The 15484-nt window shown below is 66.9% G+C and carries 16 protein-coding genes, 1 tRNA gene and 3 pseudogenes; 13 read left to right on the plus strand and 7 right to left on the minus strand.

Annotated elements, in window-relative coordinates; translation table 11 throughout:
- Window positions 1–136: 136 nt before the first annotated feature.
- From GI374_RS05410 to GI374_RS05455, 12 genes and pseudogenes are all read left to right on the plus strand, one after another.
- Window positions 137–412, plus strand: a pseudogene (locus GI374_RS05410) (DDE-type integrase/transposase/recombinase); the annotation flags it as partial.
- 22 nt (window positions 413–434) lie between these two features.
- Window positions 435–632, plus strand: coding sequence for a hypothetical protein (locus GI374_RS18820; RefSeq protein WP_195759862.1), 198 nt, complete (start codon window positions 435–437; stop codon window positions 630–632).
- Between the two features lie 35 nt (window positions 633–667).
- Window positions 668–901 carry a hypothetical protein gene (locus GI374_RS18825; RefSeq protein ID WP_195759863.1) on the plus strand — a complete coding sequence of 78 codons (234 nt, stop codon included), beginning with the start codon at window positions 668–670 and terminating at the stop codon, window positions 899–901.
- A 641-nt stretch (window positions 902–1542) separates the two neighbouring features.
- Window positions 1543–2835 (plus strand): integrase arm-type DNA-binding domain-containing protein, encoded by a 1293-nt coding sequence (locus GI374_RS05415; protein WP_154336024.1) that lies wholly within the window; start codon window positions 1543–1545, stop codon window positions 2833–2835.
- Entirely contained in the window at window positions 2835–3713 is an 879-nt protein-coding gene (locus tag GI374_RS05420) for a hypothetical protein (RefSeq protein WP_154336025.1), read from the plus strand. The genes GI374_RS05415 and GI374_RS05420 overlap by 1 nt, the downstream gene beginning before the upstream one ends.
- Before the next feature lie 99 nt (window positions 3714–3812).
- On the plus strand, window positions 3813–4001 hold the full coding sequence (locus GI374_RS05425) for an AlpA family transcriptional regulator (protein ID WP_154336026.1): 189 nt from the start codon (window positions 3813–3815) through the stop codon (window positions 3999–4001).
- A 106-nt stretch (window positions 4002–4107) separates the two neighbouring features.
- Window positions 4108–4404: a hypothetical protein gene (locus tag GI374_RS05430; RefSeq protein ID WP_154336027.1), complete on the plus strand. Its 297-nt coding sequence runs from the start codon at window positions 4108–4110 to the stop codon at window positions 4402–4404.
- A gap of 90 nt (window positions 4405–4494) precedes the next feature.
- Complete coding sequence (locus tag GI374_RS05435; protein ID WP_154336028.1) at window positions 4495–5382, plus strand: toprim domain-containing protein; 888 nt, start codon at window positions 4495–4497, stop codon at window positions 5380–5382.
- Window positions 5379–6878, plus strand: coding sequence for a YfjI family protein (locus GI374_RS05440; protein WP_195759840.1), 1500 nt, complete (start codon window positions 5379–5381; stop codon window positions 6876–6878). The genes GI374_RS05435 and GI374_RS05440 overlap by 4 nt, the downstream gene beginning before the upstream one ends.
- A gap of 241 nt (window positions 6879–7119) precedes the next feature.
- Window positions 7120–7374 carry a hypothetical protein gene (locus GI374_RS05445; RefSeq protein WP_154336030.1) on the plus strand — a complete coding sequence of 85 codons (255 nt, stop codon included), beginning with the start codon at window positions 7120–7122 and terminating at the stop codon, window positions 7372–7374.
- Window positions 7371–7946 carry a hypothetical protein gene (locus tag GI374_RS05450; protein WP_154336031.1) on the plus strand — a complete coding sequence of 192 codons (576 nt, stop codon included), beginning with the start codon at window positions 7371–7373 and terminating at the stop codon, window positions 7944–7946. The genes GI374_RS05445 and GI374_RS05450 overlap by 4 nt, the downstream gene beginning before the upstream one ends.
- 325 nt (window positions 7947–8271) lie before the next feature.
- On the plus strand, window positions 8272–9231 hold the full coding sequence (locus GI374_RS05455) for an SOS response-associated peptidase (protein WP_229582707.1): 960 nt from the start codon (window positions 8272–8274) through the stop codon (window positions 9229–9231).
- A gap of 62 nt (window positions 9232–9293) precedes the next feature.
- Here GI374_RS05455 and GI374_RS05460 read toward each other — a convergent pair whose 3' ends face one another.
- The 4 genes and pseudogenes from GI374_RS05460 to GI374_RS19065 form a co-directional block, all read right to left on the minus strand.
- Window positions 9294–9656 carry a hypothetical protein gene (locus GI374_RS05460; RefSeq protein ID WP_154336032.1) on the minus strand — a complete coding sequence of 121 codons (363 nt, stop codon included), beginning with the start codon at window positions 9654–9656 and terminating at the stop codon, window positions 9294–9296.
- 499 nt (window positions 9657–10155) lie between these two features.
- Window positions 10156–10245, minus strand: a tRNA-Ser gene (locus GI374_RS05465).
- A 266-nt stretch (window positions 10246–10511) separates the two neighbouring features.
- Window positions 10512–11198: pseudogene (locus GI374_RS05470) on the minus strand (transposase); the annotation flags it as partial.
- A 658-nt stretch (window positions 11199–11856) separates the two neighbouring features.
- Window positions 11857–12051, minus strand: a pseudogene (locus GI374_RS19065) (response regulator transcription factor); the annotation flags it as partial.
- A 131-nt stretch (window positions 12052–12182) separates the two neighbouring features.
- Between GI374_RS19065 and GI374_RS19755 the strand changes: the two are divergent.
- The gene (locus GI374_RS19755; RefSeq protein WP_370515189.1) at window positions 12183–12428 is read left to right on the plus strand and encodes a hypothetical protein; all 246 of its coding nucleotides are present in this window, start codon (window positions 12183–12185) and stop codon (window positions 12426–12428) included.
- A 129-nt stretch (window positions 12429–12557) separates the two neighbouring features.
- Here the strand turns inward: GI374_RS19755 and GI374_RS05485 are convergent, their stop codons facing one another.
- Genes GI374_RS05485 through GI374_RS05495 form a run of 3 tightly spaced genes read right to left on the minus strand, consistent with a single transcriptional unit; the run spans window position 12558 to window position 15465 of the window.
- Complete coding sequence (locus tag GI374_RS05485) at window positions 12558–12947, minus strand: GtrA family protein (protein ID WP_154336033.1); 390 nt, start codon at window positions 12945–12947, stop codon at window positions 12558–12560.
- Window positions 12944–13939, minus strand: coding sequence for a glycosyltransferase family 2 protein (locus GI374_RS05490; RefSeq protein WP_154336034.1), 996 nt, complete (start codon window positions 13937–13939; stop codon window positions 12944–12946). The genes GI374_RS05485 and GI374_RS05490 overlap by 4 nt, the downstream gene beginning before the upstream one ends.
- Complete coding sequence (locus GI374_RS05495; RefSeq protein WP_154336035.1) at window positions 13936–15465, minus strand: glycosyltransferase family 39 protein; 1530 nt, start codon at window positions 15463–15465, stop codon at window positions 13936–13938. Before GI374_RS05495 ends, GI374_RS05490 begins: the two co-directional genes overlap by 4 nt.
- Window positions 15466–15484 lie beyond the last annotated feature (19 nt).

Below are 15484 nucleotides of genomic sequence, written 5' to 3' on the forward strand. Positions count from 1 at the left end.
GCCCCGTCACAAGCGCGCCGGGCACTTGAGCAATCCGTGAGCTCCGCGCCCGGCGCGCTTGCCCAACCCGAAACCGACCAATACCAAGTCCAAGGACTCTCGTCATGATCGAGGGACGCCGGGGGGGGCAGGTCACCTGTCGGTGCGCAAGCGGCAGGGCCGGAAGAAGGCAACTGGGTCAAGGGCGCCGCTGCTGACGGTGGCCGTGCCGAACGCGCGCTGGTCGGTCGATTTCGTCCACGACCAGTTCGCCCAGGGCCGCCGGTTCCGGATCTTCAACGTGATCGACGACGTGACGAACGAATGTCTCGCCGCCGTGGTCGACACCTCGATCTCGGGGCGCCGCGTCGCGCGGGAGCTGACGGCCCTGATCGCCCGGCGTGGCAAGCCGGGCCTGATCGTCAGCGATCATGTGGCACGCGCCTATCCCGCAGGTGGCGATCGAAAACCCCGTTGGCGTCCTTTCGCGCGTGCTAGGCAAGCCGCAGGTCGTGCAGCCGTGGTCGTTCGGCGACGATGCCAGCAAGGCCACCTGCCTCTGGACGCGGGGCGGCCTGGAGCCGCTGACCAAGACCAACCCGGTGGGGGCCGCGCTTCATCAACGGCAAGCCGCGCTGGGGCAATCAGACTGACAGCTGCCAGAGCCCACAGTCCTTGCGGCCGGATCGTGCAGCGGAGTGGGCGCGCACCTATCCAGGGCTGGCTGACGCCATCGCCGCCTGTTGGGCGGGCGCAGCATGACCTCCGCCGAGGCCAGCTTGGCCTTCCTGCGCGCCGTCCGGGCGGGCGAGAGGCCGCAGGGCTGCGCATCGACCAGGCCGCCGAGGTGCTGGGCCGCCGCCTCGCCGCCAAGCGGCTGGTGCTGACGGGGAACGGCAACACGATCGAGGAGGCGCGGTGAATGGTGGCCTCCGCAAAGCCCCTGTTCCGCGCGGCGCAGAGGCCCGGGCCGCCCCTCGAGGGTGTCGTGCAGCAGGAAGCGGCGGGGGTGAGCGGCGAGGGTCATGGCCGGCGCCTCCACGCGCGGCGGGACAGGCGCGTAAACTCCGCGATGAACGCGGTCCATGTCCTCCTCGAACCTGAGCGGCCACCTGTGCCGTGGCAGCACGCAGGGAAGTCTCGCCCGCGGCCTCCATGGTGATGAGCTCATCGGGCCGAGGGACGCCAGCGGGGAAGGGGCAGGGGGTCAGGCGGGGGTGCGCGGCCGCCTCGGCCGCGAGACCCCACCCCAGAGCGATCCCGCCGGGGACGCCGGCAACGCCGGACGAAATCGGCGCAGTTCCGAGGTTCGGGAGGGCCGCATTTCTGCATCACATTTCGCAGCACAAGTTGCGACACAGGCTTTCGCCGCGTCCAAGCCCTGCTGATGTTGTGCTGCATGAGTGGCGGAGTGGAAGCCCGCCATTGTCCAGTTTTATCAGTCGCTTGCCGTGGCATCCTCTGGCGCACACCTCACAAATACCGGGGATGCCTGTCGCTACCTGTTGCAGGCTGACGCACCCTGTTGCATCATGTTTGTGGGGTAACAGGCAGGGTAGCAGGATGCCGCGCGTCGCAAGAGAGCTGTCCGCACTGGATGTGAAGCGCCTAGAGCATCCGGGCCGCGGCCGGAACGTCCTGTTTCCGGTTGGCGGTGTTGCTGGGCTGCACCTGCAAGTTACGCCGAACGGCGGCCGCACATGGCTGTTGCGGGTGAAGGTGGGGGCGAAGCGCCGGGAAATCGGCCTAGGCGGCTTCCCTGATGTGACCTTGGCGATGGCCCGCGAACGCGCCCGCGAGGCGAAGGACCAAATCCGACGCGGTATCGACCCTGTTGAGGAACGCAAGGGCGCGAAAGCCGCCCTGACTGCCGCCCAGCGCCGGGGGCTGTCCTTCGCGGACGCAGTGGACCGTTACCTTGCCGCGAAGCTGGAAGCCTTCCGAAACCCTAAGCACCGCCAGCAGTGGCGCAACACGCTGGAAAGCTATGCCCTGCCAGACTTGGGGCCGATGCTGGTGCAGGACATTGGCACGCAGGATGTGCTGCGGGTATTGCAACCACTTTGGCAGGGAAAGACCGAAACCGCTTCCCGCCTTCGCGGGCGTATCGAGGCGGTGCTGTCTTGGGCCACCGTGGCCGGGCATCGCACCGGCGACAACCCGGCGCGCTGGGCGGGGAACCTGAAAGAGCTGCTACCCGCGCCGTCCAAGGTGGCGAAGGTGGACAACCACCCGGCGGTGCAGATTGACGACGCGCCCCGCTGGTTCGCGGCGCTGCGCAAGCGCGAGGGTATGGGAAGTCGCGCGCTTGAGTTTGCCGCCCTGACCGCAACCCGCTCGCAGGAGGTTCGGGGCGCGGGATGGGATGAAATCGACCTTGAGGCCGGGCTTTGGATAGTCCCCGCGTCGCGAATGAAGATGGAGCGCGAGCATCGCGTGCCGCTGACCCGCGATGCCGTGGCACTGTTGAAAGCCCTGCCGCGCTTCGCGGACAACCCGCTTGTGTTCCCGGCCCCGCGCGGCGGCGAGTTGTCGGACATGACCCTGAGCGCCACCATGAAGCGGCTGCATCAAGCGGACGTGGGCGCGGGCAGGCCCGGCTTCGTGGACCGGGTGAGCAAGCGGCAGGCCGTCCCGCACGGGCTTCGCTCCACATTCCGCGATTGGGTGGCCGAGCGGACGCACTATCCGGGCGACATGGCTGAGGTCGCGTTGGCGCATCGAGTGGCGAGCGTGGTGGAAGCGTCCTATCGGCGCGGCGACATGGTGGAAAAGCGGCGCGCCATGATGGCGGCGTGGGCGGATTACCTGACCGGTAAGGGCATGGTGGAGGAAAATGTTGTGAGGATCGGTTGATGATTGCTGCCGAAGGCTACGTCCCGCTTTCGTCCTTGGCGCGGATGCGTGAGAACGCGCTGCCATTTACCCGCGACATACGGCGGGGAATGATGGGCTATATGGTTGGCAAGGGGCCGTCGTGGCAAGCATACTTCTACTTCATGGGAAGCGAATATGACCTTGCCGACCACGCTTTTCTGACCGCGCTGCACCGACATCTTTATGTCTGCGGACCGCAGGGGCAGGTGCTGCGCATTGATCCCCGCGCTCTGCGCACGGACCATGCAGAGCAAGAATGCAGGCTGGACGATGCTCTATTGTCTGGGCCTATCTCGAAAGAATACTACTGGGCCTACGATCTAGCAGAAATAGAACCAGCGCAGATACCCGCCGCGTTTGAGGCCCTTCCCGAGTGGCAGTCAACCAACATGCACGACTGGATGCGCGAGACCCATGTTAGCGGTCATCTAACCTTGCCTTGGTGGTATGAACGAGTTGGCTGGACAATTTGCATGGACGTTTATGATGCATTCTCGCGAAGCCCTGATGTTGTCGACTATGCGCCGTTCTACCACGTTGCCAAAGCCCTCCGCCCGTTTTCCGGTTGGAGCCTTTGCACAACCGTGGAGTTTGCTGAGGATGGGTTGCTTCGTGCTATCGTCGAAGCGGCGAAGTTGGGCCCGTCTCACGAGGAAGCGAGTGGTGGACGCCCGCCGGTAGCTGTAAACGAAACGGCTAGAGCTTACTCGGCGCTGTTCCCGAGCGGTCACGGTCGAACTCCCCTCAAAGTGGTCCTTAATCGCGTCAATGAACAAACCGGACTCGATGTCTCGCGGCGGACGCTAGAACGCGCCATCAAAGGCGCCAATTCTCCCGTCAGCGAAGGGCAGAACTAGGGCAGAACGCCGCATCAGATTTGACGCTTCTGCCAGGCTTCCGATGCTACATCTGGTGCTTCACACTGCATCCCAACGCAACATGTTGGAGTGCATCGCATGGCCGAAACTTACCTGTCCGACCTTCAGCTTGCGGCCCGCTTCGGCGTGCATCGCAGCACGCCTTGGCGCTGGGCGAAGGCTGACCCGACCTTTCCCCAGCCCGTGAACCTGTCGCCCGGCTGCACCCGCTGGAAGCTGTCGGAAATTGAAGTTTGGGAGGCCGCAAAGGCTTCCGCTGCTGCATAAAAAAACCCCCACCCGAGGCGACGGGCGGGGGCGGTATTCATGTGCGGCGGGAACGGCTGCACCATACCGTTGTGCCGCCCGGCCTTCAAGAAAAGAGGCCGAGAGCATGGCATCGAGAAACCGCTGGTACTCCAGCCCCACGCAGGTTTTCTGGACCTGCAAGGCGCTCATTGACGGGCGCACCATCAATCACCGGACCGAAATTCGCGAGGTCAAGGGCTGGCGATTGGGCGCAATAATCCACCGCCTCAAGGACGAATATGGCTGGCCCATTCTAACCGACTATCGCGGCCCCGAGAATGTCGCGCATTATCGCCTGAAGCCCGACACCGACCTGTCCCGGCTGCGCTTCCCGCCCAGCGCCAGGAGCCTAGCCGAGGGTCTGGAAGGCGGTGCCGCATGATGGGCCTTCGCATCGCCTTCCTCTGCCACCGTTACGGCCTGGACGCCGACCGCGCCGCCATGCTGGCCGCCTTCATCTGGGGGTTCGGCCATGACTGACGCGCGGACCCTGACCCTCGCCCTTCGCGGCAAGTGGCATCGCGGCTATGGTCTGGCCCTCTGCCCGGCGCATGGCGACAAGCGCCCCAGCCTGACCCTGGCCGATGCCCCGGACAGGCGCCTGCTGCTGTCCTGCAAGGCTGGGTGCAGCTTTATGGAGGTGCTGACCGCGCTGCGCGACCGAGGGCTTGTGGACCGGCACGACCGGCCCCAGCCGCCCAGCACGTCCGAGATAGCCCGACGCAAGGCCGAGGATGAGGCCGAGGCTGTGAGGCGGGAACGGCAGGCGCTGTCTGTCTGGCGCGAAGCATTGCCCGTTCATGGAACCGTGGCTGAAACCTATTTGCGGGGGCGGGGCATCACCTGCACCCTGCCTGACAGCCTGCGCTTTCATCCCGCGTGCTGGCATGGCGCGACGATCCAACGCCTGCCTGCGCTGGTGGCGCGGGTGGACGGCCTGCCGCGCTTGGCCGTGCATCGGACCTACCTGCGCGCGGACGGTACCGGCAAGGCCGAGGTGGACCCGCCGAAGGCGATGCTGGGCGCGGCGCTGGGCGGCGCGGTGTGCCTCTGTGAGGCCGAGGGGCCGCTTGTGGTGGCCGAAGGCGTTGAGACAGCCCTGTCTCTCGCCAGTGGCCTGTTACGCACCCCTGCGACCGTGTGGGCCGCCCTGTCTGCCGCAGGCGTGGCGGGGCTGCGCCTGCCGGAAGGCATCCCGCACCGGCTGACGATCGCCGCGGACGGTGACACGGCAGGCCGTAAAGCCACGCACAAGTTGGCCGAATGCGCAACCGCCCTGGGCTGGGCCGTGAGCCTGCTGCCCGCCCCGGAAGGCCGGGACTGGAACGACATTCTCATGCTGAAAGGGGCCAACGCATGAACGCGATGCCCGAACCTATCCCCTTCACATCCGAAGGTCCGCAGCCGCTCTTGCGGGAAATCCCGCCGGGCGAAGCTTACCCCGTTCACGCGCTGGGGCCGCTGCAAGCGGCGGTGGAGGGGGTGCAGGACATATCTCAAGCCCCTGTCGGCATCGCCGCGCAATCGGCTCTGTCCGTCGCGTCGCTGGCGGTGCAGGGCTTCGCGGATGTCGAGACACTGGGCGGGGATGCCCCCCTGTCGCTATTCTGCCTGACCATCGCTGAAAGCGGCGAACGGAAATCCACCTGCGACCGCCTCTTGATGCGGGGTATCCGCGTCCATGAACGCGACTTGGCAGCAGGGTATCGAGATGCCTTCGCCGAACATGAGGTTGCCCGCAAAATTTGGGCCGGCAAGCGCAAGCGGATGCTGGCCGAAGCGGCGGGGGGCGACAAGACAAAGGCGGTGGGGGCACAAGCCGACTTGCGCGCCTTAGGCCCGGAACCGCTCCCGCCCCTGTTCCCGAACGTGACCGCGCAGGAACCGACCTTCGAGGGCCTGCTGAAATTGTATCAGATTGGCCGTCCGGCGCTGGGCTTGTTCTCGGATGAGGCCGGGGGCTTCATCGGCGGCCATGCCATGAACTCGGACAACCGGCTGAAAACCATCGCTGGGCTGTCGCAGCTTTGGAACGGCGACACGGTGAACCGCATCCGTTCCGGCGACGGTGCGACGGATTATCCGGGCCGCAGGCTGGCGATGCACCTGATGGCGCAGCCGGTGGCAGCGCGCCCGCTCATGGCTGACCCGCAGGCATCCGGCCAGGGCTTCCTGGCTCGCTTCCTGATTACCGAACCGCCCAGCCTGATCGGCACCCGGCTGCGGCGCGGACATGGCGCGGCCAGCGAGGCGGCGGTTTCCGCCTTCACGGCACGGCTGGCCGAGATATTGGCAACCCCGATGCCGACCGGCGACAACCCGCAGGAACTGGCCCCTCTGCGCCTGCCTCTGTCCCTAGGCGCGAAGGAACTGCTGTGGCGGTTCTACGAGGCAGTGGAACAGGCGCAGGCGGCGGGCGGGCCGATGGAGCATGTGCGGGCCTATGCTAGCAAGGCGGCGGAACAGGCCGTGCGCATTGCCGGGGTGCTGACGCTCTGGGGCAGTCTCGACGCCCCCGAGGTGGTGCCGCAGGCGATGGGCTGGGGCATCACGATGGCGCAATTCTATCTGGTCGAGGCACGCAGGCTGGCCGAGGCCGGGCTTGTGTCCGAGGAAACTGCGAAGGCGGAACGGCTGCGACAATGGCTGGTGGGAAGCTGGGGGCATGATGATGTGACGCCGCGCGAGATTGTCCAGTCCGGCCCCAATGCGCTGCGTGACGGCAAGGCGTTGCACGCGCCGCTCTCCATGCTGGTGAAGGCCGGGCACCTGGTGCCGCTGGAACCGGGAACCGTCATTCGGGGTGGCGCGCGCAGAGAAGCCTATCGGATTGTGAGGCCTATCAATGCTGTTTGATGTGCAAGCCGCTCTGGCCGAAATCATGGCGGGTACACCCGCTGCAATTGCTACAGCCGCTACAAAACACGCGAATGTAGCGAAAGTAGCGGGTGTAGCGGCGGGGCCATGCGAGATTTCAGCGCCCGCCACGCCGCCCAGCGGTGCCGTTGTGCTTTCTCTTCACGGCCCCGCGTTCCGCCCGGCACATGCGCCCAGCGCCCCCGGCACAATTGTGCGCCTCGCATGGTCCGGGGAACGGGTGAGCCGCGGCCGCGGGCTCGCCAAGTCCGGCATGGAGCGCCACGGCCCGCAGGGGCGGCTGTTCTGCGGCAAGTGCTGGCGCTCGCAGGACCGTGACGTTGCCGTTGCCGAGGCGATCCCGCCGGACGTGCTGGTGGGCATGGTGCCCGGCCCTATCGAGGCGCGACAGGAAGCAAACGCGCTGCGCCAGGTGCTGGAACGCGAAGCCGAGGCCCGTGCCGGGCTGATGCAGCAACTGGAGGGGATGGCATGAACAAGCGCCAGCGAAGGGAAACGGACAGGCCGGACAAGCTGCCCGCGAAGAACGATGCTGCCGGGGCGTCACGCACGCCCCCGGCGCTGGCCCTCGACCTTGGCGAGGATGGCATCCTGCGGGTTGAGGCTTCCGGCGACCTGACGCCCCTGGTGCGCGCGGCGGGCAGCGTGGTTGTCGCCAGCGGACTGATACACCAGATTGCGGTGCTGGGTTCGCACGGCAGACGCACCGATGCCGAGGCTTCCAACTTCGCGCTGGGTTTCGTCGACGGGATGGAGCCGAGGGACGCGGCCGAGGCGCTGCTGCTGACGCAGATGGCAGCGGTGCATCAATCCACGATGATGCTGGCCCGCCGCTTGAACCATGTCGAAAACATCCCGCAGCAGGACGCAGCCGAACGCGCCCTGAACAAGCTGGCACGGACCTTCGCGGCCCAGATGGAGGCGCTGAAACGCTACCGCAGCAAGGGACAGCAGCTCGTGCGGGTGGAGCGTGTCACCGTTGAAAGTGGCGCGCAGGCGGTGGTCGGCAACGTCAGTCACGGGGGGAGGGGCAGGGATGAAAGCTGACGCCAACCCCATAGACCTTGCCAACGCGGCGCCCCGATGCACCGCAAAGGCAAAGCGAACGGGCGAGCGGTGCAGGTGCCCTGCGGTGCGCGGATGGAACGTCTGCCGCCTTCATGGTGCGAGAGGCGGTCATGGCGCAGGCCGGCTAAACCCGGCCTATCGCCACGGCGGGCGGTCGCAAGAGAGCGTGGCCCTTCGCGTGGCTATTGCAAGCTTGACGCGAGGGGCGCGCGAGACGGAGCGGCGTCTGGCTCGGGACCACAGCTAGCGCCCCCTCGTGCCGCCCGCCTTGCGAATCGATGATGTTCCGTGAATGTTCCCGGAGATGACCCGGCGCAGCACCCCGCAGGCCAAGACGGACGATGCCGCCTTCCCGGTGCGTGTGCGGCTACATGTCCCGCCGCACGGCTTGGGGCGACGCAGCCGGGAGATACATGTTTGGTTGGACCGAATGCTCGGCCGGGGCGAGTATGCTTGTCATGGCGGCGGCCGCGGCGCGGGCGGCGACCGGCTCGCCCTCTACTTCCGCAGTCCGGCAGACGCCGACGCCTTCCATATCGCCTTCCCCGACCTTGAGCTGGCTGACGGCACAAGGTTGCCCGGCTATTCTTCGCCTGCGGCTCCCTTCGGACGCATGGCTGCGGAGGATGAACCCATCTGCAATCTCTACAACCAGACCACGACCCAAGAGGCCATGCGGTCGCTGTTCCGCGGCTTCGCCTTCACCGATCGGACCGGGAACCTGGAACCGGGAGAGGTCTATCCCGACCGGCACGCGCCAATCATCCGCCACGATGGGGAGGCTCTGGAATTGGTGCGCGCCCGCTGGGGCATGCCCTCGCCGCCCTCAGTCCTTAAAACGGCCCGTGACCCTGGCGTGACCAACGTTCGCAACACCGCGTCGCCGCACTGGCGGCGCTGGCTGGGACCGGTGAACCGCTGCCTTGTGCCAGTCACATCCTTTGCCGAGCCGCTGGGCGCCGGTAGGGGCAATCAGTGGTTCGCTGCGGCCGATGGCGCCCCGATGTTCTTTGCAGGGATTGAGGTTCGCGGGTGGAAATCGGTCCGCAAGGTGAAGGACGGTGAGACGACCGACGATCTGTATGCCTTCCTGACGACCGAGCCGAACGCCGAGGTTCGCCCGATACATCCCAAGGCTATGCCCGTCATCCTGACGCGGCCTGACGAATGGGATACATGGTTGACCGCCCCGTTTGAGGCTGCGGCTCGGCTCCAGCGCCCGTTGGCAGATGGGGCGCTCGTGCTTACGGACGCGCCACTCTGAACCAAGCCCCTTGGCGCGGAGCGCGCTAGTAACTGGTCTCCGGCGCAGAGCCTGGAAGTGCCCTAGTAGCAGTTGGTGGTGATTGTGCCGCCGTAGCCGGGCGTGTGAGTGCATTGGACTTGCCGTGCACGGGAAATTGCAGCTTGCTGCTGCATGGAGTCCCCGTAGCTTTGCATGCTGGTGCTTATGGCCATCCCCATCCGACGAGCGCGCTCGCGAGCTATCTCCCGACCGTAAACCTCCTTGTCCGCCTCAGCCTCAACGCAGTGACTTAACTCCGGCGTGTTGTCCTTCAATCCGATAGCTTTGCACCTGTTGATTATTTCACCGGCCAGTTCGAGGCGTTCCTCGTATCCCATCTCAGTCACAGTTTTTTCGGCACAACCCGCCAGCGCAACCACCAAGCAAAGCACACCCACCCGCATCGACACCTCCTCACGTCAAGCCCTCACACATGTGTGAACGACAGGAGCGTGCGGCGGAAGGCATGACCGGTAAACAACGAAAATCAGTCTGTTTCTGTGGCACCCACGACGCGGGACAGGGTAGGACTTCCACCGGGCGGCAGGGAGGCCCAAGGTTCCTACGAGCGGAAGACGGCGCCGCGCCGACTGCCGTTATTCATGGGCGGGGATATTTTCTCTATGTGAGGGTGGCGCGGGTTGCCTCTGGCGGCCAGCCGAGACTTCGGCCTGCCCCCCGCTCAGAAATTGCTGCGGTTTAGCGGAAGGACGGGAAGCTGCCGGTCCCGGCCTTCGAGGCCGCGAACTATTGAGCCGCCCCCCCAATCCCGCAAGCGCGGCAAACCGTGGCCGTTCTTCGTGCCAGTCGCACCCCGTCGCTTCCAAGCGTTTTCCACATGGCGGGCAGGATGGCGGGTAACAAACGCAACGATACAGAAAATCGTTTAAAAACAAGCGACGATGGCGGAGTGGAAGGGATTCGAACCCTCGAGACGGTTTCCCGCCTGCACCCTTAGCAGGGGTGTGCCTTCGACCACTCGGCCACCACTCCGCCGACGCGTATAGCGCCCCGGGCAGCAGGGAAACAAGGCAGAAAACGGCGGGCAGCCGCCGCTGCGACCGGTGTTGTTTTTTCGGCAGCCTCTCTGAGTTTGTCGTTGATGTTGTCCGCGCCATGGCAGGCTGCCCTCCACCGCGTCGACGACAGGGCGTGTGCGGCGTCGACGATCGTCGCGTGCTGCGCGCGGCGCAGGAGAACGTTGCCGCGTTTGTAGCCCCTCGACCCCATGAAGTGGTGTAGCTCGCGCTGATCGATCGTCACCGTGATGTTCGGCGCGGGCCTGCTTGATCAGGAGGCCGCAGCGGGCAGCTGATGACGGGATCATCCCGCACCGCGCTCGATGGTTTCCAGCGTCATGTATCGCGAGCGCTGGACGGCCCAATCATCATTCTGTTCGAGCAGCAGTCCCCCGACGAGGCGAGTGATGGCGTCGTCGTCAGGAAAGATGCCGACGACATCGATGCGGCGCTTGATCTCGCCGTTCAGGCGCTCGACGGGGTTGGTCGAGTGCAGCTTGGCTCGGTGCTCCTTTGGCGAGGACGTCCGTGCTCGGCCTCATCCACTTGGGCCGGATCTGATCGGCCACCACGCGCCACTGGGTGGTGGCGGCTTCGGCTGTATCACGCGCGAAGGCAGTGGCGATCAAGGCCGAGACGACGCGCCTGCCGCTCCTGCCGGCGTGGGCTGCGACATTCCTTTGGAAATGCACACGGAGGCGCTGCCAGGTGGCGCTGAGCACCTTCGAGACGGCGGCCTTGATGCCCTCGTGCGCGTCGCTGATCACCAGCTTCACCCCGCACAGCCCGCGGAGGTGCCGACCTCAAGGTTCAGCACCTCGCGCCCTCGTCGGTGTTCACGCCAATGGCGATGATCACCGCGACCGAGACGATCCGCCCGCCGCGCCGGACCTTGAGGTAGGTGGCGTCGATCCAGATGGCGGGGAATGTCCGACATTCCGTGGATGGGCTTTCGGCCCGTTTCCATCTGACCGCCTTCCGCCGCCGAGCGGGTTGAAGCGGTCGTCGAAGATGATGGCGGACTGATTGACCGCTGTCCGCCAGCCTCTGACGTTTCGCGCGGTTTTCTCGTGCTCGCGGATGGCCAGGCAGATCAGCTTCTCGGCGGCTTTCTCGGACGGGAGCGGCCAGGTCTTGATGGCCGTGCGGATCACCCGGTTGAGGCTTTCCACGGCATTCGTAACCGGTGTGAGGTGACCGGGGCCCAGATTCCGGCCGTCGGTTTCGCGCTGGCGGCGTAGGCTGTGAGCACCCGGGACAGAGGCTCCGGGCGCAGTCGGTGACGATGAGGACTGGGCCTTCGATGGCAAGCGTAGCCGGACCGGGCGGGCTGTGCCGCAGCGCGTTTTCCAGCAGGTTGGCGATCACCTGTCCTAGCAACATGCGGTCGCCGCGGATTGTCGACGGATCGCGCAAGGTTAGCGTCAGACTGTGCCCGCCCTCCTCGGCAGCCGGTTCGTAGACTTCCGCCATCGTCCTCGCGAGCGGTCCCAGCGCGACCGGGACGATGCGATCGCTGGGGCTGCCGCCGGAGACCTGGGCGATGCGCAGCAGGGCCTCGAAGGGTCGCCACGAATCCCTCGGGCTCCAAACCGCCGGCCGAGAGCACGGTTTCCGCCTCGGGTATCTGCGGCCGGCGGGCCAGCGCGTTGATGCGGGCGGAGAGTTCGCCGAAGGCGAAGGGTTTGACCAGGTAATCGTCGCCACCGGCGTTCAGCCCCTCGATCCGGTCATCGGCGCACAGCCCGTCGAGATCGGGCAGCATCCGACCAACCACGATGCTCGGGTTGCAATTCTGGACCGATCTACCGCCCGTGGGTCTACTGGTCGGCCGCGACGATGATTGTCGATTGTCGGCACGCTGATCACAGAAGCCTGGTCGATACCTGAGGCGTACCGTTGACGGTCACGATGGCCGTTTTTCGGCGCGGCCCTGATCGCCACCTTCGCGGTCTGGTATGCGCGCGAGGGAACCCTCTCATCCATGCGATTAATTCGCCGACCCGCGAGGGGTTCCATTGGCTCGCAATCCTGTTCACGTTCGCGCTCGGCACCGCGGCAGGCAATCTGATGGCCGAACAGCTGGGCTTGGGGGATCTGCCATCCGCGTTCGTCTTCGCGTCGGCATCGCGCCCGTGTTCGCGGCCTGGCGCATGAGGATTATGAGGCGGGTCGCGGCCTTCTGGGCGGGCTATATACTGACCCGCCCGCTGGGGCGAGCTTCGGCGGCCTTGATCTCGGCACGGTTGTCACGAGCTGGGCGTTCCTCGCGGCCGTCCCTTGTGGTCACGCCGGGGCCGGTCGGCGCCCAAAGGCCCAGGCCTTTGCGAGACCAAAGGTCAGGACCGCCGCGCAGGCCGTAGAAACCCAGAGCGCTGCGGCGGCGGGGATGAGCCGCGCCGCCAGCAGCAGGGCGAGGATAGCCTCGTTGCAAAGGAAGCCCGCCAGTGCGACCAGCCCGTACCGCCACAGCGCCGCGGCGGGGTCGGGCTGCTGGTCGGCGAAGGAAAAGCCGAGGTGCCCCGCGAAGCTGACCAGGAAGGCGGTCGCGAAGGCGAAGGCGTTAGCGGCCAGCGGCTGCCAGCCGGACTGGACCAGGATGGTGCCGATGGCCATGTGGACCAGCGTCGCGAGCGCGCCGACCAGCCCGAAACGCAGCGCCTGCCGCCATATCACGGCTGCTGCGCGTCGGCCGGGTGGTCCTCGGCGACGATAAAGCCGGGGCGTCCCTTCACCTCGGTGAAGACGCGGGCGAGGTATTCGCCCAGGACCCCGATCGAGATGAGCTGCACGCCCCCCAGAAGCGAGACCGCCACGACCAGCGTGGACCAGCCGGGCACGTCGCTGCCGAAGAGGAGCGTTCGCAGGACGATCCACAGCCCGTAGAGGATCGAGCAGACCGCGATCGCCATGCCGATGCTGGTCCATACCCGCAGCGGCCATGCGGTGAACGAGGTGAGCCCCGTCAACCCCAGCCGGAAGAGCTTGCGGAACCCGAACTTGGACGCACCCGCCCGCCGCGGCTCCAGCCGGATCGGGACGGCCTTCGACCGGAAACCGACCCAGCCGTAGAGGCCCTTCATGAAGCGGTTGCGCTCGGGCAGGGCGCAGAGGGCGTCCACCACGCGGCGGTCCATCAGCCGGAAATCGCGGGCGTCGGCCGGGATCGCGGTGTCGCTGCCGAGGTTCAGCATGGCGTAGAAGAGGCGGGTGAAGGCGCGCTTGGGCAGGCTCTCGTCCTCGCGCCCGGCGCGGACGGCATAGACCATCTCGAACCCCTCGGCGCGGTGGGCGAGCATGGCCTCGAGGTGACCGAGCGGCTCCTGCAGGTCGGCGTCGAGGATCACCACCGCCGCGCCGATGGTCCTTTCCAGCCCCGCCATGATCGCGTGCTCCTTGCCGAAGTTGCGCGACAGCCGCAGCGTGCGGACGGGAAAGGTCGCGGCCTGCGCCTTCGCTGCCGCGAAGGTCGCGTCGGAGCTGCCATCGTCCACGACGACGATCTCAAAGCTGGCGACCAGCCTGCGGGCCTCGGCGGCAACGCGGCGGATGGTCTCGGCGATGTTGTCCTCCTCGTTGAGGGCGGGGATGACGAAGGAGAGGTCCGGGACGGCACGCGGCAACGGCAGGACGCCGGGCATCCGCGGCCCGATGGCTTCGGCTCTCATGGCGCGACCTCCGCGGCGGGATTTTCGATGTAGAGCACTCGGCGTCCGAACGGGCCGACCCGCGTGAAGCCCGCTGCGAGGCGCGGCGCGATGGTCTCGGCGTCGTGCGCCTTGACGGCCACGGCGTCGCGGGCGCCGTTGCGGGCGAGGGCGTCGATCTCGTCGGCGTTCGTCGTGAAGGCCACCCTCCCGCCTGTGTAGAACTCGGCCGAGTAGCTGCGGGGGCCCCAATAGGTGAAGCGCATCTGCGGGTCGGCGGCGCGGGCCGCAGCGACCAGCTCGCGCTCGGTCTTGAGGCGCAGCATTTGCGGCGCGGCGACGGAGAGCAGCGACACGACCAGGAACAGCGCCGCCACGCCGGTGGTGGCGAGCGCCCCGACGGTGCGCGCCGAGCGCCCGGGCCGGCCCCACGCCGCCGCCCAGAGCGACACCAGCAGAATCGCCGCCGCGGGCAGCCCCGGCAGCACATAGGCGCCGAGGATGTTCGCCGCGGGCGTGAACAGGATCAGCGGCGACAGAACCCAGAGCACGAGATAGCTGTGCCAGCCCTCGCCGTCGCGCGAGACTGCCGCGAGCACCGCGCGACCGCGCGGCAGCAGCGCGGCTGCGAACAGGGTCCAGGGCAGGAACATGCCGGCCGCATAGATCCAGATCATGCCCTTCGCCCGCGCATGGCCCGAGCCGTAAAGGTCGCCCTGCCACCCCGAGACGGTGAAGCGGTTGAAATGCTCGCCGATGAGGAAGTAGCGCAGGAAGCCGGGCGTCCTGATCTCGGCCGCGGCATACCAGGGTAACGTCAGGACGGCGGCGAGGAGGAGCCCCGAGCCCCAGGGCAGCGCCGAGACCCCGCGCCAGCGTCGGCCGATCGTCAGCCACAGCAGAATCGGGATGGCCGTGATGACCAGCGCGACCGGGCCCTTCGCCATGAGGCCCAGCGCGATGCCGACGAAGAACAGATGGCCCCACAACCGCCGGGACCCGGCGTTGGTCACGCAGGTGTGGAACCCGACCATGCAGAGCGTGGTGCCCAGCACCATTACCATGTCGGTCATCACGAAGGCCGAGGCGCCGAGAAACAGCACCGCGGACGCGAGCACCACCGTAGCCAGAAGCGCCTCGTCGCGGCCCCGGTGGCGGCGGACCCAGCCGAACACGAGGGCCAGCACCGTGATGGACGAGGCGAGGATGAAGATCCGCGCCCCGAACGGCCCCACGCCGAAGATCCTCATGCCGAGCGCCGAGAGCCAGGTGTGCAGCGGTGGCTTGCCCCAGAAGGGCACGCCATAGTCGAACTGCCGCGTGATCCAGTCGCCGGTCTCCAGCATCTTGCGGGCAATCTCGGCGTAGCGCGCCTCGGTCGTGTCGACGAAAGGCAGCCAGAACACCGCCAGCAGCCGCACTGCCAGCAGCGCGGCGAGCGCGGCCACCAGGAACCTGCGGTCGCTACGGTCGAGCGAGAAGCCTCGGGCGGGCCGCGAGCCAGCCGCCCTGTCGGGGGTCAGGAAACCGGTGTCCGTTGCAGCCATGAGTATCCGCCTTTTCCCG

This window comes from Paracoccus sp. S-4012 (assembly GCF_009674885.1).
Classification (GTDB): domain Bacteria; phylum Pseudomonadota; class Alphaproteobacteria; order Rhodobacterales; family Rhodobacteraceae; genus Paracoccus.

What these genes read in the sequence shown, in the direction of transcription:
- GI374_RS05490 (WP_154336034.1), bottom strand. Translation starts at nt 13,939, where the DNA reads ATGAGAGCCGAAGCCATCGGGCCGCGGATGCCCGGCGTCCTGCCGTTG.
- GI374_RS05425 (WP_154336026.1), top strand. Translation starts at nt 3,813, where the DNA reads ATGGCCGAAACTTACCTGTCCGACCTTCAGCTTGCGGCCCGCTTCGGC.
- GI374_RS05430 (WP_154336027.1), top strand. Translation starts at nt 4,108, where the DNA reads ATGGCATCGAGAAACCGCTGGTACTCCAGCCCCACGCAGGTTTTCTGG.
- GI374_RS05420 (WP_154336025.1), top strand. Translation starts at nt 2,835, where the DNA reads ATGATTGCTGCCGAAGGCTACGTCCCGCTTTCGTCCTTGGCGCGGATG.
- GI374_RS05450 (WP_154336031.1), top strand. Translation starts at nt 7,371, where the DNA reads ATGAACAAGCGCCAGCGAAGGGAAACGGACAGGCCGGACAAGCTGCCC.
- GI374_RS05455 (WP_229582707.1), top strand. Translation starts at nt 8,272, where the DNA reads ATGACCCGGCGCAGCACCCCGCAGGCCAAGACGGACGATGCCGCCTTC.
- GI374_RS05495 (WP_154336035.1), bottom strand. Translation starts at nt 15,465, where the DNA reads ATGGCTGCAACGGACACCGGTTTCCTGACCCCCGACAGGGCGGCTGGC.
- GI374_RS19755 (WP_370515189.1), top strand. Translation starts at nt 12,183, where the DNA reads ATGGCCGTTTTTCGGCGCGGCCCTGATCGCCACCTTCGCGGTCTGGTA.
- GI374_RS05435 (WP_154336028.1), top strand. Translation starts at nt 4,495, where the DNA reads ATGACTGACGCGCGGACCCTGACCCTCGCCCTTCGCGGCAAGTGGCAT.
- GI374_RS05415 (WP_154336024.1), top strand. Translation starts at nt 1,543, where the DNA reads ATGCCGCGCGTCGCAAGAGAGCTGTCCGCACTGGATGTGAAGCGCCTA.
- GI374_RS05440 (WP_195759840.1), top strand. Translation starts at nt 5,379, where the DNA reads ATGAACGCGATGCCCGAACCTATCCCCTTCACATCCGAAGGTCCGCAG.
- GI374_RS05460 (WP_154336032.1), bottom strand. Translation starts at nt 9,656, where the DNA reads ATGCGGGTGGGTGTGCTTTGCTTGGTGGTTGCGCTGGCGGGTTGTGCC.